Source organism: Kordiimonas lipolytica (assembly GCF_042651265.1).
In the GTDB taxonomy this organism is placed as follows: Bacteria; Pseudomonadota; Alphaproteobacteria; order Sphingomonadales; family Kordiimonadaceae; genus Kordiimonas; species Kordiimonas lipolytica.
The window spans coordinates 455,372-475,621 of record NZ_JBHSCR010000001.1; the positions used below are offsets into that span (position 1 = coordinate 455,372).

A 20,250-nucleotide genomic window follows, 5' to 3' on the forward strand; every position below is an offset into this window, starting at 1 on the left:
ATGACCAAGGCGCGGCAACAGGCAGAAGCAAGGGGCCGCAAGGCCGAAGAGTTCGCCGCCTGGTTTCTGCGCCTTAAGGGCTATAGCATTCTTGAGGAACGCTACCGGTCTTCCTATGGTGAAATTGATTTGATCGCCAGGCGAGGAAAACTTATCGCCTTCATTGAGGTAAAAAGCCGAAAAACTGACCGGGATGCCAGGGAATCTGTCACTTTCCGCCAGCGCGGTCGCATCGAGAAAGCGGCCGTTGATTGGCTGGCCCGTCACAAAGAAATGAACGCATCCGTTCGCTTTGATGTGATAGCCATTGTACGCGGCAGTTTACCGTCCCATATCAAGGATGCCTGGCGGCCTGAAGCATAAAGCCCAGCTAAAGTAACACTTTAAGTTTGAGAATTTTCTAGAGGAAATGTTAATGGCAGAGCGCGCTCTTAAAGTAGCGGTTCAAATGGACCCCATCGAAGATATCAATTTTGACGGCGACAGCAGCTTTGTCATGGCGCTTGAAGCGCAGGACCGCGGCTATAGCCTTTGGCACTATCAGCCGGAAGATCTGTTTTTCGATGAAGGCAAGGTTCAGGCGCATGCCCGCCCGATGATGCTGCGGCGCGAGCGCGACAATCACTATAGTCTTGGCGACAGGGAAATCATCGACCTTCGGGACATGGATGTGGTGCTGATGCGCCAGGACCCGCCGTTTGACATGGCCTATATCACCGCGACCCACCTTCTGGACCTGGTGCATCCCGATACGCTGGTGGTCAACAACCCGGCGGAAGTCAGGAACGCGCCCGAAAAGCTGTTTGTCACCGAATTCCCGGACCTGATGCCCCCCACCATGATCACCAGGAATGAGGCAGACGTGAAAGCCTTCCGCAAGCGCCACGGCGATATCATCGTCAAGCCCTTGTACGGCAATGGTGGTGCTGGTGTGTTCCACGTGAAACCCGATGATCCAAATCTTTCAAGTCTGATGGAACTTTTCCTGATTGGCAGCCGGGAACCGGTGATGGTTCAAAAGTTTTTGCCAGAAGTCGTGCGGGGCGACAAACGCATCATCCTGGTAGACGGTGAGCCCGTGGGCGCCATCAACCGGGTACCTGCAGAAGGCGAGATCCGCTCCAACATGGTGGTGGGCGGTCGCGCCGAGAAATCCGACCTGACACCGCGAGAGCAGGAAATCTGCGACCGCATCGGCCCGGCGCTTCGTGAAAAAGGCCTGATTTTTGTGGGTATCGATGTGATTGGGGACTGGCTGACAGAAATCAACGTCACCTCACCCACAGGTCTGCAGGCTGTGAACCGGTTTGACGGTGTCAAGCTTGAAGCCGACATCTGGGACGCGATTGAAAAGCGCCTGAAATCATAAGGCAGGCATAAAAAATCCGGCCCCAACAGTTGGTTAGGGCCGGTTTCTCAATTCATGCAGATGCTGGTCTAAAAGCCGCAAACACCAAGTTTGCTGCAGAGCTCGTCAAGGTCCTCCAGCGTTTCATATGAAATGGTGACCTTGCCGCCCTCGCCTTCATGGTCGATGGCTACTTTCATCCCCACAGCGGCCGTAAGGTCCTTTTCAAGCGCCACGGTATCCGCATCTTTCTTTTTGCCGGAACCTGTGCCGCCCGGACGCGGGCTACGCTTTTGCTTGCCTTTGGCCTCATTGGCCAGCGCCTCCGTCTGGCGTACGCTAAGCCCTTCCGCCACAATGCGTTTCGCCAGCGCCAGCGGATCATCCGCACCAATCAGCGCGCGGGCATGCCCCATGGAAAGCTTTCCTTCGCCCACCATCGTCTGCACTTTTTCAGGCAGAGACAGAAGGCGCAGCAGGTTGGTTACGTGGCTGCGGCTCTTGCCCACCACTTCCGCAACAGCTTCCTGCGTGTGCTTGAAGTCTTCCATCAGGCGCTTATAGGCCATGGCTTCTTCGATCGCCGACAGGTCCTGCCGCTGGATATTCTCGATGATCGCGATCTCAAGCACTTCCGTGTCGTTGAGTTCCTTCACAACCACCGGAACCTCATGAACGCCAGCCTTCTGCGCCGCGCGCCAGCGACGCTCGCCCGCAACGATCTGGTATTTCTCAGGCTGAAGCTCGCGCACCAGGATCGGCTGCAACAGGCCTTTTTCCTTGATTGAGGATGCCAGCTCCGCCAGTGCATCTTCATCAAAATGAACCCGTGGCTGATTTGCATTCCGTTCCAGGAACTCTATCGGCAACCAGCGGCGGCCTGCCTGAGGGCGGCCTACATTCGGGGCCGCAACCACATCGCCCTTGTCGTCAAAAACCGGCCGGTCGTCGCCGAGTAGCGCCGAAAGCCCCTTCCCCAATCCTTTACGTGCAGTCTTTGTCATAAGAAAAACTTCTAACCTATTGTTTTTTATTAATTTATGCCGCCAATTTACGGTCACGACCCAAAAGCTCGCGCGCCAGCTTGATATAGGCCTGGCTGCCGACACAGCGGTGATCATAGAGAAGCGCGGGCTTGCCATGGCTCGGAGCCTCGGAAACCCTTACATTGCGCGGGATAACTGTCTGGTAAACCTTGTCGCCAAGGAAATCGCGCACATCGCCCGCTACCTGTTCGGACAGGTTGTTCCGCTTGTCAAACATGGTCAGCACCACGCCATTTATGGTGAGGTTCGGATTCAGGCTGCCGCGCACTTGTTCGATGGTTTTAAGAAGCAGGCTAAGACCTTCGAGCGCGAAAAATTCGCACTGCAGCGGCACCAATACGCTGTCCGCAGCCACCAGCGCGTTGATCGTCAACAGCGACAGGGATGGTGGGCAGTCAATCAGGATATAGTCATATTCCTCGCGCGCCTGGGCCTTTTCCATGGCATAGCGCAGGCGGAAATTCCGGTGCGGCAGTTCCGCCAGCTCCAGGTCCGCGCCGGAAAGGTCAATGGTGCTTGGGATAATCGACAGGCCAGGCACGCCGCTCTCGATGATCGCATCCCCAAAGGGTGCAGCACCCAGCACCACATCATAGGATGTGATCTCGCGCGCGTGGCGGTCGATACCGAACCCGGTGGACGCATTGCCTTGTGGGTCCAGGTCCAGAATCAGGACCTTCTTCTTCACCGCCGCCATGGCTGTGGCCAGATTGATGGCTGTGGTGGTCTTGCCGACGCCGCCTTTCTGGTTGGCGACAGCGATAATTTTCGCCTTCTTTCCCGTCTGCGCAGCAGAACTCATGCAAACCCCTCCCCGGAACAGGCAAAAGCCTTTAAATTCAAAAACTTACAACCGTTTTATTGATGATAGCCTCAAGATGACCCCTGTGGGGTCGGACAGGCTTTTGAAACGATTGACGTCCATCTTCCAACAAGCTTTTGCTTCGGTCAATTCCTCATCCGCGATCTCACCCTTCAAAAGCCACATCTCTGTATCGTCTGATATGAAAGGTGCTGCCCAATCAAGCAGTTGACTGATGCGGGCGCAGGCGCGGCTGGTAATAATATCTACCGGGAAAATGTCCATTTCCTCAATCCGGCGCGCGTGAATCGTGGCATCAGCGCCTGTTTCACGTGAAACCTGATTCATGAAAGTGCATTTCCGGCCATTCGATTCGACCATATGGGCCGTCGCCACCCCCATAGCTGCGAGCACCAGACCCGGGAAGCCAGCGCCGGACCCGATATCAAGAAGGGTGATTTTTCTGTCGCCGAAGTGCTCCTTCAACAGGGGAGCCAATTGCGCACTGTCGAGAAAATGCCTGCGCCACATGTCATCAAGCGTGGAATTGGCAACCAGATTTTTGGCTTTCTGCCACTTCCGGAGCAGGCCCGCATAGACCTTCAGCTTATCCAGCGTTTCACGTGAAACATCCAGATCACGCGCTAGATCGTCAGCACCATACATAAGCGATTCCAAAAGGTTATGCCGCGCGGCGTTTCTTGATATGGCCCAGAAGAAGCGTCAGGGCCGCTGGTGTGACGCCGGCGATACGCGCCGCAGCGCCCAGAGTTGCCGGGCGTGCTTCCTTGAACTTCTCGCGCATTTCATTCGAGAGGCCAGTGATCATACCGAAGTCCAGGTCTTCCGGAATCTCAAGCGCTTCGTCCTTGCGGAAGGCATCCACATCCTGTTGTTGCCGCTCAAGATACCCACGGTACATCGCATCGATCGACAGTTGCTCGGCAATGGCAGGGTCAATCTGCCCAAGCACATCCGGCCATATCGCCTTGAGAATATCAAAATCAATGGTGCTGAAAGCCAACAGGGTTTCCCCGTCCCGGCGCACACCGTCCTTGTTGATGTTGAGGCCATGCTTCTCTGCCTCATTGGGCGTCAGGGACACAGACTTCAAAATCGCACGCCCTGCCGCCAGAGCCGCTTTCTTGTCCGCGAACGCTTGTTTGCGCGCGTCGCCCACAAGGCCGATAGCCGCGCCCTTCTCGGTCAAACGCTGATCGGCATTATCGGCACGCAGCAACAGGCGGTATTCCGCCCGGCTCGTGAACATTCGGTAAGGCTCGCGCGTGCCCTGGGTGACAAGGTCATCCAGCATCACACCGATATAGCCGTCGGCGCGGTCGAGCACAAAACGCTCGTCCGACCCGCGGGATTTGATCGCCGCATTCGCGCCCGCCATCAGGCCCTGCGCCGCCGCTTCTTCATATCCGGTCGTGCCGTTGATCTGGCCTGCCAGATAGAGGCCGTCTGCGCGGCGAGTCTCAAGTGTTACCTTCAACTCACGCGGATCAACGAAATCATACTCGATCGCATAGCCCGGCTTGATGATCCGGACATTCTCCAGCCCCGAGATTGAACGGATCATCTCATCCTGCACTTCTTCGGGCAGGCTTGTGGAAATCCCGTTCGGATAAACCGTGTCATCATCAAGCCCCTCGGGCTCCAGGAAAACCTGGTGACTGTTTTTGTCTGCAAAGCGGACAACCTTGTCCTCGATCGACGGGCAATAGCGTGGGCCTTTGCTGTCGATCTGGCCAGAATACATCGGTGCCCTGTGAAGATTTTCGCGAATGATCTCGTGCGTGCGTTCCGTGGTGCGCGTCATGTAGCAGCTGATCTGCGGCACGGTGATCTCGTCCGTCAGGAACGAGAAAGCCACAGGCGGACTGTCGCCCGGTTGCTCTTCACACACGGACCAATCGATGGTCTTGCCGTCAAGGCGCGCGGGCGTTCCGGTCTTAAGACGCCCAAGCTCAAACCCCAAAGACATCAGCGTGTCCGAAAGACCGAGCGCTGGTGCTTCGTCCACCCGCCCTGCCGGGATTTTCTTTTCCCCAATATGGATCAGGCCGCGCAGGAAAGTGCCTGTCGTCAGGATCACCGCGCCAGCCGTGACGGTCTTGCCGTCTGCGGTCACAATGCCCGTCACCTTCGGCTTGTCGCCAGACCGGTCAATGATCATGTCTTCGACCGCACCAGCTTCAATCGTCAGGTTCGGGTAATCGCCCAGGATTTCCTGCATTGCCTCGCGGTAAAGCTTCCGGTCTGATTGGCAGCGTGGTCCCTGAACGGCTGGGCCTTTACGGCGATTGAGCAAGCGGAACTGGATGCCGGAGCGGTCAGCCACCAAACCCATGATGCCGTCAAGCGCATCAATTTCACGCACCAGATGGCCCTTGCCCAATCCGCCAATTGCCGGGTTACAGGACATCTCGCCAATGGTTTCAACCTTGTGGGTGATCAGAAGCGTGTTTGCGCCCATGCGCGCAGAAGCCGCCGCGGCCTCACAGCCGGCGTGCCCGCCCCCGATAACAATGACGTCAAAATCAGTCATTCAACAATTCCATTCTGCCTAGTGCCTATATCAAAGACACCAACAAAAAGAGGCCCCTGCATCAGATGCGGGCCCCACTTGGAGCGTTCTATACTAGCGAATGATTTTTAAGTCAAAGTTAAGTGGCGGAGGCAGCGACCACCTTACCCATGTTTCACGTGAAACATGGTCTAAAGCGCGCCCCTACTTGCCGATACAAAAATCGGAGAAGATCACATCAAGGATATCCTCTACGCCGACTCGGCCTGTGATTTTCCCAAGAGAGCGCGCCGCCATACGCACATCCTCCGCGGCCAACACTGCGTCCAGCCCCGCATTCTGATCAAACCGATCAAGATGGTCGACCGCTTCCTCAAGCGCCCGGCGGTGACGCACGCGCGTGAGCGACGGTACTTCGCGGGGCGCCATCGCCTCGCGCACATGCTCTTCCAGATGACTAAACAGGTCGCTCAAGCCCACATCGGTTTTCGCAGAAACATAGGCCACGTCGGCAACCTTCACATCCGGCATGCCCGGCAATTTATCATGTTTCACGTGAAACATGTCTGTGCGATCGGTCTGGGTGATCACCAGCATCGCCTTCTCATCGAGCCAGCGTTCCATCGATTTTGGGATCACCGGCCAATCGTCAGCACGGATCAGCACAAGGCGAAGGTCAGCCTCCTCGGCGCGGGCAAGCGCCCGGCGGATACCTTCCTGCTCGATAGCCCCCTGGCTTTCGCGGACACCCGCAGTATCGATCAGCCGAACGGGATATCCACCCAGGTCGAGCTGGATTTCGATCACATCGCGGGTGGTGCCTTCCTCATCTGAGACAATCGCAACATCGGATTTTGCCAGCGCATTGAGAAGCGTGGACTTGCCAGCATTGGGTTCCCCCATAATGACAATGCGAAATCCTTCCCTGAGGGCCTCACCACGCCGCCCATCCACAAGATGTTGTGTTATTTCGAACTTTAATGACAAGATATTTGGTCTAACAGCCCCAGCTACACCTTCGGGCAGGTCTTCGTCCGGAAAATCGATATCGGCCTCAAGATGCGCCAGGTGAGCGACCAGGCGTCCGCGCCAATCCTCATACAGATCCCTGAGCGCGCCATCCATTTGTCTGAGCGCCTGCTCGCGCTGCGCAGCTGTCTGGGCATGGATCAAATCGTTGAGGCCCTCAGCTTCGGTAAGGTCCAGCTTCTGGTTATCAAACGCCCGGCGGGAAAACTCGCCCGGCTCTGCGGGGCGCAATCCATCGATCCGGTCTAGTGCTTCAAGCACACCTGCGACCACCGCGCGGCCACCATGCAGATGCAGCTCCACCACATCCTCGCCTGTGAAACTCGCGGAGCCTTTGAAGGCAATCACAAGGGCCTGGTCAAGCCGCGCACCATCTTCATTCGTCAGCAGGCGAAGCGCCGCATAGCGGGCTTCCGGTACCGGCTTGCCGGACAGGGCTTCAAGGGCCGCGAATGCGTGTGGGCCAGACAATCGCACCACAGCGACACCAGCGGTGCCAGCACCACTTGAAAGTGCGAAGATTGTGTCTGCAAACGTCTGGGAGCTTTGGGCCACTGATTGGTCTTTCATAACGGTTTGGCGTAATTCGCTTGCGCCCAGGGCGCGCACACAATAGCAATGACCTAATCAATATAGAGAGGCAATCCATGTCGCAACTCTCAATGCACACGCCGGTGATCGATATCACCATTACGGAATTCGACGGCGCTATTGTCTCGCTCGATTGGGGCTGGAGTCCGTTCCAGGAACCGACGCCGCTCCTGATTGAAGCGAAGCGTCAGCTGGACGCCTATTTCGACGGCGACCTCCAGGCATTCGACTTGCCCCTATGCCCCATGGGCACCAAGCACCAGGAAAAGGTTTGGAAGGCCATGCGGGAAATCCCCTATGGCGAAACCCGGACATATGGCGATCTGGCGACCGAGATCGGCTCCGCCGCGCAGGCTGTGGGCACGGCCTGTGGCAGGAATCCGATCCCGATATTGATCCCCTGTCACAGAATTGTCGCATCTGCAGGTAAGCTTGGGGGCTATTCGGGCGATGGTGGGCTTTATACCAAACGCGCCCTCCTCGTGCTCGAGGGCGCATTGAGCGTTGAAGAAGGCAAGGCCCTTGAAGAAGCCGGGGCGCTGGACTAACTCAAGGAAAGAAACAACAGGATACCGGACATGAGGGGACAGACGATGGCAGACATGATCGACATTCAGGCGACAGATGGCAGCGGCACATTTGAGGCCTATGTGGTGCGCCCAGCCAAAACCGGCAACGGCCCGGTGATTGTGGTTCTGCAGGAAATCTTCGGCGTCAATGAAGGCATGCGCCAGATTTGCGACGACTTGGCGCGCGAAGGCTATATCGCCATCTGTCCCGATCTGTTCTGGCGCATGAAGCCGGGCGTGGATATCACGGACAAGACAGAAGAAGAATGGAAAGAGGCTTTCCATTATTTCCAGACATTCGACCACGACAAAGGCATGGAAGACATCGCCGCCACGGTGGCTGTTGCCAAGAAACTTGAAGGCGGCACAGGCAAGGTCGGCGCTGTCGGCTACTGCCTTGGTGGCCTCCTTGCATACAAGACATCCGCCCTGACAGACGTGGACGCAAGTGTCGCCTATTATGGTGTCGGGCTTGATACCCTATTGGACTTGTCGGCCAAGATCACAACACCGCTTCTGATGCATATCGCGGAAGAAGACGGCTTTGTTGACAAGGACGCACAGAAACGCATCAAAGAAGGCCTGAAGGACAATGCAAATGTCACCATCCATAGCTACCCAGGGGTGGACCATGCCTTCGCCCGCCCGGACGGTGTCAACTGGAACACGGCTGCCGCCAACCTCGCGAACGCCCGCACGCGGGACTTTTTCCAGACCAACCTGAAGGGCTGAGGTTGGGGACAATGACTTACCAAGCCTACCTCGACGGAATCTCTGCTGGGGTAATAAAGCTGTCCCATACGCAAAAGCTGCAACTCGCCTGGGAACTTTGCTGCCGCCTCTCTCCTCTCTATCAAACTTTTCAGGACAAAGAGAACTGGGGTAACTCCAGTCTTCTTGCGCATGTACGCAATGCGGCAGAAAATTTTCTTGCAGGACAAACCAATCAGAGTCTCCCTGCAGAAGCTGAAATCGAAAAAATTACTCCAGATACTGAGGACTTTGGCTCAACACTCGGTTCCCACGCATTGGATACAGCGATCAGTCATATTTATCTTTCTCGCTTATGTACTTACGACAGTCCGGAAGCCCTTATCTCCATACTGTCCATATGTTTTGATGTGCTAGATCGATTTGAGCAGCAATTTACCGGAATTTCTGATGCTAAATTCACAAATGCAGAGATGGAGTGGCAGTTCACTGTTCTTTCAAAACGAACGGAAGATAAAGATTTCACATTAAGTTATGTGGTCGAATCTGATGAAATTATTCATGCCGCGCTAAAGGAATATGAATGACTAAAGCGATCCGGATGGAGGCCTTCGGCGGGACGGACGTCCTGAAGTGGCAGGAAATTGACCTTGGCGCCCCAGCTGTGGGCGAGGTACAAATACGCCATACGGCCATTGGGCTGAATTTCATCGATACCTATCACCGCACAGGGCTTTACCCCTTGCCGCTGCCGGCCACCCCGGGGCTTGAAGCCGTCGGTGTTGTGGAAGCCATGGGCGAGGGTGTCGAGAGTTTCAAAGTTGGTGACCGTGTCGGCTACCCCGCTGGCCCCATTGGCGCCTACGTGGAAGCCAGAAATATTCCGGCTGCAAAGCTGGTGAAAATCCCTGACAGTGTCTCTGATGAAGACGCCGCAGCCCTCATGTTGAAAGCCTGTACGGTCGAAGCCTTTGTCGAGCGGCTATATCCGGTGAAGGCTGGTGAAACAGTTCTCCTGCATGCCGCAGCCGGCGGGGTGGGCCTGATCGCCTGCCAGTGGCTTTCGGCCATCGGCGCCACCGTTATCGGCACTGTGGGCAGCCCGGAGAAAGCCGAGCTCGCAAAAGCACACGGCTGCACCCACACTGTCCTCTACCGTGACGAAGACTTCGTTGCCCGTGTGAAGGACATAACGAACGGCGAAGGTGTGCCCGTGGTTTACGACAGCGTCGGCAAAGCCACTTTCATGGGGTCGCTTGAATGCCTGAAGCGCCGCGGTGTGATGGTGACATTTGGCAATGCCACCGGCCCGGTTGACCCTGTGCCGCCCGCGCTGCTGGCACAGAAAGGATCCCTGATGCTCACGCGTCCTGTGTTGATGGACTATGTGGCGACACGACCTGAGCTCGAGCATTCCACAAGCCGCGTGTTTGAGATGATCGCATCGGGCAAGCTGAAGGCGCGGATCAACCAGCGCTTCGCGCTGAAGGACGCCGCAGAAGCCCATAAGGCGCTTGAGGCACGCCAGACCAGCGGGCAGACGATCCTTATTCCATGAGCAATCCGCCCCTTTACCTGATCCCCGGCACCATGTGTGACGCCCGGCTGTGGGGCCGCATGCTTGATCACCTACCCGGAGTGGACGCCCACCACTCAGACTATTCAGATGCTGACACCATGGACGGCATGTGTGATGCGGTACTCGCGCAAGCGCCGGACACGCCCTGCCATCTGGTGGGCTTTTCGCTTGGCGGATATCTGGCGATCATGGCGGCGCTCCGCGAGCCATCAAAGTTCAAGAGCCTGACCATCATCGCGGCTTCCCCCTACGGTCTGACCGACGCGGAAAAATCTTTGCGCAAACGCAACGCCGAAATGCTCACGCGTCTGACATACAAAGGCATGTCGAAAGCCCGCCTCGCGCAGTTTGTGAATGCGGACCATCTGGATGACCCGGCCATCACCGGCACGATCCTTCAAATGGAAAAAGAACTGGGCCAGGACGTGCTGATCCGCCAGTTGATCGCCCCCATCGACCGTTTGAATATCGCGGAAGAATTGCTGTCGCTTGAAATGCCCGTCAGTTTCATCATGGCGGAGGACGACCAGCTGGTGCCCATCGGGGCCATTGAAAAGCTCGCCGCAAAATCAGACACCATCACCCTGCATCGCATGGCTGGCACCGGCCACATGATCCCCCTGGAAGCACCAGAAGAATTAGCGACGACACTTGCTAGTAAGGGGGCTTGAAACCCCCTTACTATAAGTACTAGATATTGAGCTCCAACTGATCTGGGTCGATCGTTTTTGCCGGCTTAACGCTTTTGAAGCGCTTTCCTGTAATCACTTCAGATACTCGCCCTTGGTTTACACCCAATAGAGCTGCGGCCTGATGTTGAAATAATCCCAACTTCATAACCAAAAACTTAGCCAAAGCTGCTTTGGCTGTTGTCATTCGGTTAGAACGACGTCGAAAAAATGGAAAGGTCATTAGCCTTCTCCCTTGATCAAACGACGTTTCCACCTTTACGCATTGCGACAGTTCCTGTATGATTTCTCATACAACCACGGGGAGTGGTAAATTATCGCAGACTAGATTGGCGGAAGCGTCTCCAATTTTTCTAGTCTTCAAAATTGGCTTTCCAGAGTTGCACCTCTGGGAAGCCTTTTTTAACGCTAGGCACTACAAATTGTGTATCGCCATTTGGATACCATACCAGATCTAGGAAACACGGTGGAGTCGATTCTCAAGGATTTTCTTGTATTTTCAGGGAAACTCTGGGGATAAGGCTGTTAACAAGCCAAAAAAAATTCAACCTAAAAAGGAAGAAGTGCCGTTAACTGTTTGGTTCTTAAAGAAAAGAACAAAAAGTGAACTTATCCACATATTTTTGTATGGTGATATAAGCTTAGAGTAATATTATTTCAAATTCTCCTATTCAAAGCGCCATCCGGTAGAAGCGGGTGTCGACGGCCATGCGCGGGAAGCTGTCTGGCAGATCAGCCTCATTCACCAGGTCAAAGCCGTTCTTCTCATAGAAACGGTGCGCCGCCAAGAAGGCTGCCGTTGTCCCCAGATAGATATCCGTCACGCCTGACGCCTTCGCCTCAGCAATCACATGATCCAGGAGCTTTTGCGCCACGCCAAATGCCCGCCCGCGGTAAGGGGCTGCCACAAACATTTTCCGAAGCGCCACCTGGCAATCACCGATATCAATCAACGCGATGGAGCCAATCACGGCATGCCCATCAAGCGCCACCCAGGTCATGCCGCGTGCGTCGGTCACTTCCGTTGCCGCTGTGGCGTCAGACACTACCGTGACATTAAAGCCAAGGCTTGCCGCCATCCGGGCTGTAGTATCCACGCTATGCTGGGTCAGCACACCGGCAATGACCAAGTGATCGATCTTGCGCTCTCGCAGATGCTTTTCAAGGTCAGTGCCGACAAATGCATTGTTGGTATGCTTGCCAATGACCGTCTCTAGCCCCTGAGGGGCTACCTCAGGCTTGAAAGCGTGCCCGGGGGTACCCGGCGTGTACGGCGAGCCTTCACACACGCTGTCGTGCCTTATATGGATGATCTCACCCGCGCGCTTGCGCCAGGCTTCCAGAAGCCGCGCCATATTGGCTTCGGCATGCGGATTACCTCGCACACCCCACTTCGGGTCGTCTATCGCCAGCTGTGTGTCGATAATAATCAGCGCCGTGTTGGTCATAACCTCCCCCTGAAAGCGAAAAGGGCCTGCAAATGCAAGCCCTTAGCGTACCAAACTCTCGAATATCTTCCAGCAGCTAGTTGTTCATGCTGGTGAAGAATTCTTCGTTGTTCTTGCTGTCCTTGAGCTTGCCAAGGAGGAATTCCATCGCATCCACGGTGCCCATTGGCGTGAGGATACGGCGGAGGACCCACATTTTCGAAAGCGTCGCAGGATCGACCAGAAGTTCTTCTTTCCGGGTACCGGACTTGAGGATATCGATCGCCGGGAACACGCGCTTGTCCGCAACCTTGCGGTCGAGAACAATCTCGCTGTTGCCCGTGCCTTTGAATTCCTCGAAGATCACTTCGTCCATACGGCTGCCGGTCTCGATAAGAGCGGTCGCAATGATGGAAAGCGAGCCGCCTTCCTCGATGTTCCGTGCGGCACCGAAGAAGCGTTTCGGGCGCTGCAGGGCGTTTGCGTCCACACCGCCCGTGAGAACCTTACCGGAAGAAGGCACCACGGTGTTGTAGGCGCGCGCCAGACGGGTGATACTATCGAGAAGGATCACAACGTCCTTGCCGTGCTCCACAAGGCGTTTGGCTTTCTCAATCACCATTTCTGCCACCTGAACGTGACGGCTTGCAGGTTCGTCGAAGGTGGAGGATACGACCTCCCCTTTCACGCTGCGCTGCATGTCTGTCACCTCTTCCGGGCGTTCGTCGATCAGAAGAACAATCACGAAACACTCGGGATGGTTGGCGGTGATGGATTTGGCAATATTCTGCAAGAGAACCGTTTTACCGGTACGCGGCGGCGCAACAATAAGCGCGCGCTGGCCTTTACCGATTGGGCTCACCAGGTCGATCACCCGTGGGGACTTGTCCTTCACGGTTGGATCGTCCGGGTCAAGCTTCAGCTTTTCGTCCGGGTAAAGCGGCGTCAGGTTGTCGAAGTGAACCTTGTGTTTGGTTTTCTCAGGCTCATCGAAGTTGATCTTGGAAACCTTGAGAAGGGCAAAATAACGCTCGCCATCCTTGGGCGCGCGAATCTGGCCTTCAACCGTATCGCCTGTCCGAAGCGCAAAGCGCCGGATCTGGCTTGGGCTTACGTAAATATCGTCGGGGCCCGGCAGATAGTTCGCCTCAGGGGAGCGCAGGAAACCGAATCCGTCAGAAAGGATTTCGATAACGCCGCCACCCATGATTTCGATATCGTCGTCTGCAAGATGCTTGAGGATAGCGAACATCATGTCCTGTTTGCGCATGCTGGAGGCGTTTTCAACGCCAACTTCCTCAGCAAGCGACAGAAGGTCTGCTGGGGTTTTGTTTTTGAGATCCTGAAGGTGCATGGGATCGTCCAGATTGTTGTTATTGGAAGAAAGATGTTTGAATTATTGGGGCCAGACGGCCCGGAAAGGATAGATCGATTGCGGCTTCATCATATAATAAAACCAGCAATGATTGGGAAATAAGTTTGACGACGCGCGAGATACTGGCGCGCCGGATCAGGGCCCAAGCTACCACTTTCGCCTTTGGTGTCAAGTCTGTTGCAGCCGCAACTATTTGCTAGAAAGCCTTCGGGACCGCCAGAAGTACGATAGCGATAATGAAGACAGCCGGTATCTCATTGATCTTGCGGTAGAATTTACTGTCCCGCTTGCGTTCCCCGCGGGCAAATTCCTTGCGGTATTTAGAGAGGCTGCCGTGAAAACCGGACAGGATAAATACAAGCAGCAGCTTGATATGCAGCCAAAGCCCCGCATCCAGGCCGATATTGACCACCAGCATCAGGCCCAAAATCCAGGCGATGGCCATGGCCGGGTTAATGATAATGCGGATCAGGCGCTTTTCCCGGTCGATCCATTTGGCGTCCTCGTCTGATCCCACTTCGCATTCGCTGTGGTAGGCGAAATAGCGTGGCAGCATGAACATGCCCGCCATCCAGAAAATCACGAAAATGATGTGCGCAGCCTTCACCCAAAGGTACGCACCGCCAAGCCAGCCAATCATGTCTTCCACAGTATTTCCCCTTTTCCCTGCCTACCGCCGAAAGGCTTTAATGGTCTCACTCAGGAGCGCGACATTCTCCGGTGGCGTTTCAGGCACAAAACCATGGCCCAGGTTGAAGATATGCGCGCCGCCCTTGAGCTGCTCCAGGATGCGGTTGGCCTCAGCCACCATCAGGTCTCCGCCCGATACCACCAGGTGCGGGTCCATATTGCCCTGCACACAGACTTTACTTTGGATTTCCTTCGCCGCCCAATCAAGCGGCACGCCGGTATCCAGGCCCACACAGTCCACGCCCACGGCGTCCACGAACCGTGGCAGCGCCGCCCCCGCCAGCCGCGGGAAACCGATAATCGGCGTTTCTGCATGTTTGGCGCGAATGCGGGAGACGATCTCTTTCGTGGGTTCAATGATCCATTTTTCAAACATGGTCTCGGGGATCGCGGCGGACCAGCTGTCGAAAATCTGCACGGCGTCCGCGCCCGCGTCGATCTGGGCAATCAGATACTCTGATGTCGCGTCTACCAGCATATCCATGATTTTTCCGAACAGCTCCGGATTGCCGTAACCAAGCTGGCGCGCTGCTGCATGATCCTTGCTGCCCTGGCCTGCGATCATGTAGGTGGCCACCGTCCAGGGCGCACCGGCGAACCCAAGCAAGGTCACATCTGAAGGCAATTCGGTCTTAAGCCGGCGCACGGTTTCATAAACATTGCCCACCTTGTCGTGGAAGGCACCCATGGAAAGGCCTTTGAAAGTAGCCTCGTCGTTCACTGGATCAAGCTTTGGGCCAAAGCCTTTCTCGAACCAGACTTTCTGGCCGAGCCCGTCGGGTACCACAAGGATGTCAGCAAACAAAATTGCGCCGTCCATGCCATACCGCCTGATGGGTTGCAGGGTCACTTCAGCCGCCTTGTCGGGGCTGTAGCAGAACTCCATGAATGAATTTGTTGAATTTCTTACTTCACGATATTCGGGCAAATACCGTCCTGCTTGACGCATGAACCAAAAAGGCACCCGCTCACCCGGGTTTCCCTTGAGAGTCTCGAGAAGAAGTTTGGTCATGCTCTGGTCCTTACCGTTTAGGGCGCCGTTCATTCGACGTGACGCCCTCTTACTACTTAATAATAATTATATATAGAATCTTGTAGTTGTTGTTTATGCCTGTGAATCATGTGGAAAAGCATTTATCCACAATCTTGTGCACATACAAGGTGGGCGCGGCAATTCGTCCGTCAAAATGTGCATAAACTTCTGGAATACTGGCATTTTACAGAAAAATGACAGGCAACCCAATGCCCATATGAATTGTGGATAACGGGGATAACCGCAAAATATAGTGCCCTTTCCCAACAGTTTTCCTCTCTTACAATCTCCCGTGGATAGATTTAATAGAAGTTCTAACAAGTGCTTCCCAAATTGGGGGCAAGTGGCCTAGCCTTGTTATCAACCGATCTGCCAACAAGTTATCCACAGGATATTCCCATGAGTCTTCCAGAGGCACCGAAAAGCTCCCCACTGAAAGCAAGCGTCAAGAAAAAAGGGTCCTCGCAGGACTTTCACCTGCATCTGGTTTCAGATTCAACCGGTGAAACGCTGGAGGCTATTGTGCAGGCTGCCCTGGTGCAGTTTGAAGGCGTGGAGGTAAAAAAGCATTATTGGCCCCTGGTGCGCTCCGCCATGCAGATGAACCGGCTGATGGAAGATATCCGCGAAGAGCCGGGGCTTATCATGTATACGCTGGTGAACCCACAAATCCGTGAAGCGCTGGAGACGGAATGCATGAAGGCAAACCTGCCGGTGCTTTCCATCCTTGATCCGGTGATCAACCTTCTGGGCTCCTACTTTGGGGTGCAGGCGTCCCACAAGCCGGGCAAGCAGCACAAACTGGACGCCCACTATTTTGAACGGATCGACGCGCTTCAGTTCACCATGGCGCATGATGACGGGGTTCTGGTGCAGGATATGCCGCAAGCGGATATCGTGCTTGTCGGCGTGTCGCGGTCTTCGAAAACACCAACCAGCATTTATCTGGCCAACAAGGGCTACAAGACCATCAACGTGCCCTTTGTTCCCGGATGTCCGATGCCGCGCGAGCTGGATGAGATCAAGAACAAGTTTGTCGTGGGGCTGACCACCAGTGCCGAACGCCTGGTTGCCATTCGCACCAACCGTCTTAGGTCTATCAACGAAGAAACTGAGGGCGACTATACCGACATGACCCATATCCAGGATGAGATAAAGGAATGCCGGAAATATTGTGCCCAGCGTGGCTGGCCGACAATTGATGTCACGCGCCGCTCGATCGAGGAAACGGCGGCTGCGATCCTGAACCGATACCAACAGTGGGTGGATGCGCAAAACGGCAACCACAGCGACAAGCTGCCCGAATAGGACCCAGGATAGGAAAAAAGATCATGGCTCTTGTATTGGCGTCCGGCAGCCAGACCCGGGCGGATATGCTGAAAAATGCGGGTGTCGCATTTGACGTTGATCCCGCACGTGTTGATGAAGATGCGGTGAAATCGGCACTGATTGCAGATGGCGCCCCGCCCCGTGATATTGCTGACGCGTTGGCGGACCTCAAGGCGATGAATGTGGCCATGCGCCGACCTAACGACATGGTGCTGGGTGCAGACCAGATTTTGGTGTGCGAAGGCACGGTCTTTTCAAAAGCAACCACGCGAGATGACGCGGCTGAGACATTGAAGGCCCTGTCCGGCAAGACGCATCAGCTTCTATCCGCTGCCGTTATCTATGAAGAAGGCCAACCGGTCTGGCGGTATGTTGATACTGTCAAGCTGACGGTCAGGCCGCTGTCGGATGACTTTATCGAAACCTACCTGGATAGTATCGGTGATGCGGCGTTCTGGAGCGTCGGCGCCTACCAGATCGAAGGGCTGGGTGCGCAGCTTTTCACGCGCGTTGAGGGTGACCATTTCACCGTGCTTGGCCTGCCGCTTCTTGCTTTCCTTGATTTCCTGCGCCTGAGGGGCATGATGCCGCTATGACCGATAAACTCCAAAAAGCTGCAGTGATTGGTTGGCCGATTTCGCATTCGCTATCGCCCACCATCCATACTCACTGGATGAAACTGTTTGGGATTGACGGCACTTACGAAAAGGTAGCTGTCGGCCCGGAGGCGATCGCCAACCTCCTTGATCAGTTCAAGACGGAAGGCTATGTGGGCTTCAATGTCACGGTCCCGCACAAGCTGGATATCATGCAGCACCTGGACAAGATCGCCCCACTCGCGCGCCAGATGGGGGCGGTGAATACGGTCAAGATTGCGCCGGACGGCACCATGACCGGCTTCAACACAGACGGCATCGGCCTTGTAACCAACCTGAAGAAAACCGTACCAGGCTGGCCGAAGGATAAACCGGTGCTGATTTTGGGCGCAGGCGGAGCCGCGCGGGCGGCAGCGCTTGGGCTTTTGACGGAAGAAGTGCCGCTGGTGATGATCACCAACAGGACACGGGCCAAAGCCCAGGCTATTGCCGATGAAATTGGCCGCGGCCGCATGACGGTGGTGGACTGGGACGACCGGGCAGATGCCGTGGCGGCTGCCGGGCTGATTGTCAACACAACGGTTCTGGGCATGAAGGGCCAACCTGCGCTTGAGATGGACCTGTCGAAAGCGGCGCCGGACACGGTTGTCTATGACATCGTCTACCAGCCGCTGATGACGCCGCTCCTCAAGGATGCGGAAGCCCGCGGCCTGCGTATTGTCACAGGTCTTGGCATGCTGGTTTACCAGGCTGCAGCCGCGTTCAAGATATGGTTCGGCATCGATGTGGAATATGACGATGCGCTCCGTACCGAGCTGGAGGGCCAATTCCAATGATGATCATCGGGCTTACGGGATCGATCGGTATGGGCAAGTCGGAGACCGCGAAAATGTTCGCCCGCCTTGGCGTGCCGGTGTTTGACGCGGACGCGACAGTGCGGGCACTTCAGGCCCCGGGCGGGCGGGCGCTTGACCCTATTGAAGTTGCTTTTCCCGGTGTGGTGAAAGACGGCGCGCTTGACCGCGACGCGCTTGGCAAGACCGTGTTTGGCAATCCGGATGCCAAGAAGAAGCTGGAAGCCATCATGCACCCCATGGTGGCCGAGGAGCGCATCGATTTTTTCAACCGTGCAGAAGCGGAGGGCGCCAAAATGGTGGTGCTTGATATTCCGCTTCTGTTTGAAACCGGTGGTGACAAGGCGTGTGACAAGGTGGTGGTAGTATCCGCCCCGCCGGAGATCCAGCGCGAACGCGTGCTGGCCCGGCCCGGCATGACGGCGGAAAAATTCGACCAAATTTTGAAGTCGCAAACACCCGATGATGACAAACGGGCCCGCGCGGATTATGTGGTAGAAAGCAATTTCGGCCTCGACCATGCTTTCCGGCAGGTCGAAGCCATCGTCAAGGAGTTGGGTGAAGCTTTATGAGCAAGCGCGAACTGATTTTCGATACAGAGACCACGGGCTTTGACCCGATGACGGGTGACCGCCTGATCGAGATCGGTCTTGTGGAAATGGTCGACAAGGTCCTGACCGGCGAGCATTACCACCAGTATGTGAACCCGGAACGCGACGTGCCCGAAGGGGCGGTGAAAATTCACGGCATCACCACAGAATTCCTGCGCGACAAGCCTGTGTTCAGTGACATCATGGATGACTTCCTTGAGTATGTCGGCGGCGATAGCGTGCTGGTGGCGCACAACGCCGAGTTCGATATGCGCTTCATCAACTGGGAGCTTGAGAACGCTGGCAGGCCGATCATCCACCCCAAGCGCTTTATCGATACACTCGCCATCGCGCGCACGAAATTCCCAGGTGCTGCCAACTCGCTTGATGCGCTTTGCAAACGCTTTGGCGTGTCTAACACGCACCGGACGCTTCACGGCGCCCTTCTTGACGCCGAGATTTTGGCCGATGTTTATATCGAACTGCTCGGCGGCAGGCAGGCAGGCCTTGACCTCGCCGTGGACGCGGGCGGCAAAGTGGTACGCGAAAAGAAGGTGCGCGAAAAACGCTCCTTTCCGGTGTCAGAGGAAGAACTGGCGCGCCACGCAGAATTTATCACCAAACTCAACGACCCTATTTGGAACGCATGATGAAAATCGCCCTTATCACTGGCGCCAGCTCCGGCATTGGCGATGCAACAGCGAAAGCCTTTGCAGACGCAGGCTATAAAGTATTGGCTGTAGGCCGGAACGCAGACCGGCTTGATGCTGTTGCAGCCCACGCGCCGGACCGGATTGTTCCCGTCAAGCGGGACCTCACAGGCCCGGATGTGTGCAAGGAGCTTATCGATTATGCAGTGCGTGAGTACGGGCAGCTGGATGTGCTTGTGAATAACGCGGGCATCATCTCGCGCACCACCGTAGAAGACACAACAGATGAAGATTGGCGGCAGACCATGACGGTCAATCTGGACGTGCCTTTTTACCTGAGCCGCGCCGCCGTGCCACACCTTCGTAAAACCAAAGGGCGCATCATCAATGTGGCGTCCGACTGGGGCTTGCGCGGCGGTGAAAAGGCGGCGGCTTATTGCGCCAGCAAAGGCGGTTTGGTGCTTCTCACGAAAGCCATGGCGCACGATCATGCGGCGGAAGGCATCACCGTAAATGCCGTGTGCCCGGGCGATGTGGTCACCCCGATGCTGGAAAAAGAAGCTGCGGACCAGGGCTTAAGCCACGCTGAAGCGCTTGAGACGTGGAAAGCCGAAGTGCCCACAGGCAGATTGACCGAAGCATCAGAAGTGGCCGCGATGATCCTTTACCTGGCGTCGGATGTGGCGGCGCAGGTCACGGGCACCGCCATGGTGATCGACGGCGGCGGCAGCGCCTGAGCCGGCTATATGGTTTGTCTGTTCAATTTATTTGCCAGCGGCGCATTCGGTCTTACTTCATTTGTCACGAAA

At 55.7% G+C, this 20,250-nt stretch carries 23 protein-coding genes; 13 read left to right on the plus strand and 10 right to left on the minus strand.

Annotated features, from left to right (window positions below; genetic code table 11):
* Entirely contained in the window at nucleotides 1-363 is a 363-nt protein-coding gene (locus ACFO5Q_RS02120; RefSeq protein WP_068148149.1) for a YraN family protein, read from the plus strand.
* 52 nt (nucleotides 364-415) lie between these two features.
* On the plus strand, nucleotides 416-1,369 hold the full coding sequence (gshB, locus tag ACFO5Q_RS02125) for a glutathione synthase (protein ID WP_156431968.1): 954 nt from the start codon (nucleotides 416-418) through the stop codon (nucleotides 1,367-1,369).
* Nucleotides 1,370-1,437: 68 nt separating this feature from the next.
* Here the strand turns inward: gshB and ACFO5Q_RS02130 are convergent, their stop codons facing one another.
* The 5 genes from ACFO5Q_RS02130 to mnmE all read right to left on the minus strand — a co-directional run bounded on the left by ACFO5Q_RS02130 (nucleotide 1,438) and on the right by mnmE (nucleotide 7,328).
* Nucleotides 1,438-2,352: a ParB/RepB/Spo0J family partition protein gene (locus ACFO5Q_RS02130; RefSeq protein WP_068148155.1), complete on the minus strand. Its 915-nt coding sequence runs from the start codon at nucleotides 2,350-2,352 to the stop codon at nucleotides 1,438-1,440.
* Between the two features lie 34 nt (nucleotides 2,353-2,386).
* Nucleotides 2,387-3,196: a ParA family protein gene (locus tag ACFO5Q_RS02135; RefSeq protein WP_068148158.1), complete on the minus strand. Its 810-nt coding sequence runs from the start codon at nucleotides 3,194-3,196 to the stop codon at nucleotides 2,387-2,389.
* A 45-nt stretch (nucleotides 3,197-3,241) separates the two neighbouring features.
* Nucleotides 3,242-3,862, minus strand: a complete 621-nt coding sequence (gene rsmG / locus ACFO5Q_RS02140; RefSeq protein ID WP_068148161.1) for a 16S rRNA (guanine(527)-N(7))-methyltransferase RsmG — start codon at nucleotides 3,860-3,862, stop codon at nucleotides 3,242-3,244.
* A 16-nt stretch (nucleotides 3,863-3,878) separates the two neighbouring features.
* Nucleotides 3,879-5,750 (minus strand): tRNA uridine-5-carboxymethylaminomethyl(34) synthesis enzyme MnmG, encoded by a 1,872-nt coding sequence (gene mnmG, locus ACFO5Q_RS02145; RefSeq protein ID WP_068148165.1) that lies wholly within the window; start codon nucleotides 5,748-5,750, stop codon nucleotides 3,879-3,881.
* A 183-nt stretch (nucleotides 5,751-5,933) separates the two neighbouring features.
* Complete coding sequence (gene mnmE / locus ACFO5Q_RS02150) at nucleotides 5,934-7,328, minus strand: tRNA uridine-5-carboxymethylaminomethyl(34) synthesis GTPase MnmE (RefSeq protein WP_068148169.1); 1,395 nt, start codon at nucleotides 7,326-7,328, stop codon at nucleotides 5,934-5,936.
* A gap of 77 nt (nucleotides 7,329-7,405) precedes the next feature.
* Here mnmE and ACFO5Q_RS02155 point away from each other — a divergent pair, with 77 nt between their 5' ends.
* Genes ACFO5Q_RS02155 through ACFO5Q_RS02175 form a run of 5 tightly spaced genes read left to right on the plus strand, consistent with a single transcriptional unit; the run spans nucleotide 7,406 to nucleotide 10,879 of the window.
* On the plus strand, nucleotides 7,406-7,897 hold the full coding sequence (locus ACFO5Q_RS02155) for a methylated-DNA--[protein]-cysteine S-methyltransferase (RefSeq protein ID WP_068148172.1): 492 nt from the start codon (nucleotides 7,406-7,408) through the stop codon (nucleotides 7,895-7,897).
* Between the two features lie 45 nt (nucleotides 7,898-7,942).
* Nucleotides 7,943-8,650 (plus strand): dienelactone hydrolase family protein, encoded by a 708-nt coding sequence (locus tag ACFO5Q_RS02160; protein ID WP_068148174.1) that lies wholly within the window; start codon nucleotides 7,943-7,945, stop codon nucleotides 8,648-8,650.
* Nucleotides 8,651-8,661: 11 nt separating this feature from the next.
* Complete coding sequence (locus tag ACFO5Q_RS02165) at nucleotides 8,662-9,216, plus strand: DUF416 family protein (RefSeq protein ID WP_068148178.1); 555 nt, start codon at nucleotides 8,662-8,664, stop codon at nucleotides 9,214-9,216.
* Nucleotides 9,213-10,187 (plus strand): quinone oxidoreductase family protein, encoded by a 975-nt coding sequence (locus tag ACFO5Q_RS02170; RefSeq protein ID WP_068148181.1) that lies wholly within the window; start codon nucleotides 9,213-9,215, stop codon nucleotides 10,185-10,187. Before ACFO5Q_RS02165 ends, ACFO5Q_RS02170 begins: the two co-directional genes overlap by 4 nt.
* Nucleotides 10,184-10,879 (plus strand): alpha/beta fold hydrolase, encoded by a 696-nt coding sequence (locus ACFO5Q_RS02175; RefSeq protein ID WP_082719896.1) that lies wholly within the window; start codon nucleotides 10,184-10,186, stop codon nucleotides 10,877-10,879. The genes ACFO5Q_RS02170 and ACFO5Q_RS02175 overlap by 4 nt, the downstream gene beginning before the upstream one ends.
* A gap of 19 nt (nucleotides 10,880-10,898) precedes the next feature.
* Here ACFO5Q_RS02175 and ACFO5Q_RS02180 read toward each other — a convergent pair whose 3' ends face one another.
* From ACFO5Q_RS02180 to hemE, 5 genes are all read right to left on the minus strand, one after another.
* On the minus strand, nucleotides 10,899-11,120 hold the full coding sequence (locus tag ACFO5Q_RS02180) for a hypothetical protein (RefSeq protein WP_068148184.1): 222 nt from the start codon (nucleotides 11,118-11,120) through the stop codon (nucleotides 10,899-10,901).
* A gap of 448 nt (nucleotides 11,121-11,568) precedes the next feature.
* Entirely contained in the window at nucleotides 11,569-12,345 is a 777-nt protein-coding gene (locus ACFO5Q_RS02185; RefSeq protein WP_068148187.1) for an isochorismatase family protein, read from the minus strand.
* A gap of 76 nt (nucleotides 12,346-12,421) precedes the next feature.
* The gene (rho, locus tag ACFO5Q_RS02190) at nucleotides 12,422-13,678 is read right to left on the minus strand and encodes a transcription termination factor Rho (protein WP_068148190.1); all 1,257 of its coding nucleotides are present in this window, start codon (nucleotides 13,676-13,678) and stop codon (nucleotides 12,422-12,424) included.
* Between the two features lie 217 nt (nucleotides 13,679-13,895).
* A complete protein-coding gene (locus tag ACFO5Q_RS02195) occupies nucleotides 13,896-14,339 on the minus strand; it encodes a CopD family protein (protein WP_197421128.1) in 444 nt (147 codons plus the stop codon).
* Nucleotides 14,340-14,369: 30 nt separating this feature from the next.
* Nucleotides 14,370-15,401 carry a uroporphyrinogen decarboxylase gene (gene hemE / locus ACFO5Q_RS02200; protein ID WP_068148609.1) on the minus strand — a complete coding sequence of 344 codons (1,032 nt, stop codon included), beginning with the start codon at nucleotides 15,399-15,401 and terminating at the stop codon, nucleotides 14,370-14,372.
* Nucleotides 15,402-15,821: 420 nt separating this feature from the next.
* On the opposite strand from hemE, the gene ACFO5Q_RS02205 reads away from it, so the two are divergent.
* Genes ACFO5Q_RS02205 through ACFO5Q_RS02230 form a run of 6 tightly spaced genes read left to right on the plus strand, consistent with a single transcriptional unit; the run spans nucleotide 15,822 to nucleotide 20,178 of the window.
* Nucleotides 15,822-16,730 carry a pyruvate, water dikinase regulatory protein gene (locus tag ACFO5Q_RS02205; RefSeq protein WP_082719897.1) on the plus strand — a complete coding sequence of 303 codons (909 nt, stop codon included), beginning with the start codon at nucleotides 15,822-15,824 and terminating at the stop codon, nucleotides 16,728-16,730.
* Nucleotides 16,731-16,753: 23 nt separating this feature from the next.
* Entirely contained in the window at nucleotides 16,754-17,347 is a 594-nt protein-coding gene (locus tag ACFO5Q_RS02210; protein WP_082719898.1) for a Maf family protein, read from the plus strand.
* Nucleotides 17,344-18,183, plus strand: a complete 840-nt coding sequence (locus tag ACFO5Q_RS02215) for a shikimate dehydrogenase (protein WP_068148193.1) — start codon at nucleotides 17,344-17,346, stop codon at nucleotides 18,181-18,183. Before ACFO5Q_RS02210 ends, ACFO5Q_RS02215 begins: the two co-directional genes overlap by 4 nt.
* Nucleotides 18,180-18,773, plus strand: a complete 594-nt coding sequence (gene coaE, locus ACFO5Q_RS02220; RefSeq protein WP_068148198.1) for a dephospho-CoA kinase — start codon at nucleotides 18,180-18,182, stop codon at nucleotides 18,771-18,773. Before ACFO5Q_RS02215 ends, coaE begins: the two co-directional genes overlap by 4 nt.
* Complete coding sequence (gene dnaQ, locus ACFO5Q_RS02225; RefSeq protein ID WP_068148200.1) at nucleotides 18,770-19,441, plus strand: DNA polymerase III subunit epsilon; 672 nt, start codon at nucleotides 18,770-18,772, stop codon at nucleotides 19,439-19,441. Before coaE ends, dnaQ begins: the two co-directional genes overlap by 4 nt.
* Nucleotides 19,441-20,178 (plus strand): SDR family NAD(P)-dependent oxidoreductase, encoded by a 738-nt coding sequence (locus ACFO5Q_RS02230; RefSeq protein ID WP_197421096.1) that lies wholly within the window; start codon nucleotides 19,441-19,443, stop codon nucleotides 20,176-20,178. The genes dnaQ and ACFO5Q_RS02230 overlap by 1 nt, the downstream gene beginning before the upstream one ends.
* Nucleotides 20,179-20,250: the final 72 nt, after the last annotated feature.

What these genes read in the sequence shown, in the direction of transcription:
- ACFO5Q_RS02210 (WP_082719898.1), top strand. Translation starts at nt 16,754, where the DNA reads ATGGCTCTTGTATTGGCGTCCGGCAGCCAGACCCGGGCGGATATGCTG.
- rho (WP_068148190.1), bottom strand. Translation starts at nt 13,678, where the DNA reads ATGCACCTTCAGGATCTCAAAAACAAAACCCCAGCAGACCTTCTGTCG.
- ACFO5Q_RS02180 (WP_068148184.1), bottom strand. Translation starts at nt 11,120, where the DNA reads ATGACCTTTCCATTTTTTCGACGTCGTTCTAACCGAATGACAACAGCC.
- mnmG (WP_068148165.1), bottom strand. Translation starts at nt 5,750, where the DNA reads ATGACTGATTTTGACGTCATTGTTATCGGGGGCGGGCACGCCGGCTGT.
- ACFO5Q_RS02130 (WP_068148155.1), bottom strand. Translation starts at nt 2,352, where the DNA reads ATGACAAAGACTGCACGTAAAGGATTGGGGAAGGGGCTTTCGGCGCTA.
- ACFO5Q_RS02215 (WP_068148193.1), top strand. Translation starts at nt 17,344, where the DNA reads ATGACCGATAAACTCCAAAAAGCTGCAGTGATTGGTTGGCCGATTTCG.
- ACFO5Q_RS02170 (WP_068148181.1), top strand. Translation starts at nt 9,213, where the DNA reads ATGACTAAAGCGATCCGGATGGAGGCCTTCGGCGGGACGGACGTCCTG.
- ACFO5Q_RS02175 (WP_082719896.1), top strand. Translation starts at nt 10,184, where the DNA reads ATGAGCAATCCGCCCCTTTACCTGATCCCCGGCACCATGTGTGACGCC.
- mnmE (WP_068148169.1), bottom strand. Translation starts at nt 7,328, where the DNA reads ATGAAAGACCAATCAGTGGCCCAAAGCTCCCAGACGTTTGCAGACACA.
- ACFO5Q_RS02165 (WP_068148178.1), top strand. Translation starts at nt 8,662, where the DNA reads ATGACTTACCAAGCCTACCTCGACGGAATCTCTGCTGGGGTAATAAAG.
- ACFO5Q_RS02230 (WP_197421096.1), top strand. Translation starts at nt 19,441, where the DNA reads ATGAAAATCGCCCTTATCACTGGCGCCAGCTCCGGCATTGGCGATGCA.
- ACFO5Q_RS02195 (WP_197421128.1), bottom strand. Translation starts at nt 14,339, where the DNA reads ATGATTGGCTGGCTTGGCGGTGCGTACCTTTGGGTGAAGGCTGCGCAC.
- ACFO5Q_RS02135 (WP_068148158.1), bottom strand. Translation starts at nt 3,196, where the DNA reads ATGAGTTCTGCTGCGCAGACGGGAAAGAAGGCGAAAATTATCGCTGTC.
- ACFO5Q_RS02120 (WP_068148149.1), top strand. Translation starts at nt 1, where the DNA reads ATGACCAAGGCGCGGCAACAGGCAGAAGCAAGGGGCCGCAAGGCCGAA.
- gshB (WP_156431968.1), top strand. Translation starts at nt 416, where the DNA reads ATGGCAGAGCGCGCTCTTAAAGTAGCGGTTCAAATGGACCCCATCGAA.
- ACFO5Q_RS02160 (WP_068148174.1), top strand. Translation starts at nt 7,943, where the DNA reads ATGGCAGACATGATCGACATTCAGGCGACAGATGGCAGCGGCACATTT.
- hemE (WP_068148609.1), bottom strand. Translation starts at nt 15,401, where the DNA reads ATGACCAAACTTCTTCTCGAGACTCTCAAGGGAAACCCGGGTGAGCGG.
- dnaQ (WP_068148200.1), top strand. Translation starts at nt 18,770, where the DNA reads ATGAGCAAGCGCGAACTGATTTTCGATACAGAGACCACGGGCTTTGAC.
- ACFO5Q_RS02155 (WP_068148172.1), top strand. Translation starts at nt 7,406, where the DNA reads ATGTCGCAACTCTCAATGCACACGCCGGTGATCGATATCACCATTACG.
- rsmG (WP_068148161.1), bottom strand. Translation starts at nt 3,862, where the DNA reads ATGTATGGTGCTGACGATCTAGCGCGTGATCTGGATGTTTCACGTGAA.
- ACFO5Q_RS02185 (WP_068148187.1), bottom strand. Translation starts at nt 12,345, where the DNA reads ATGACCAACACGGCGCTGATTATTATCGACACACAGCTGGCGATAGAC.
- coaE (WP_068148198.1), top strand. Translation starts at nt 18,180, where the DNA reads ATGATGATCATCGGGCTTACGGGATCGATCGGTATGGGCAAGTCGGAG.
- ACFO5Q_RS02205 (WP_082719897.1), top strand. Translation starts at nt 15,822, where the DNA reads ATGAGTCTTCCAGAGGCACCGAAAAGCTCCCCACTGAAAGCAAGCGTC.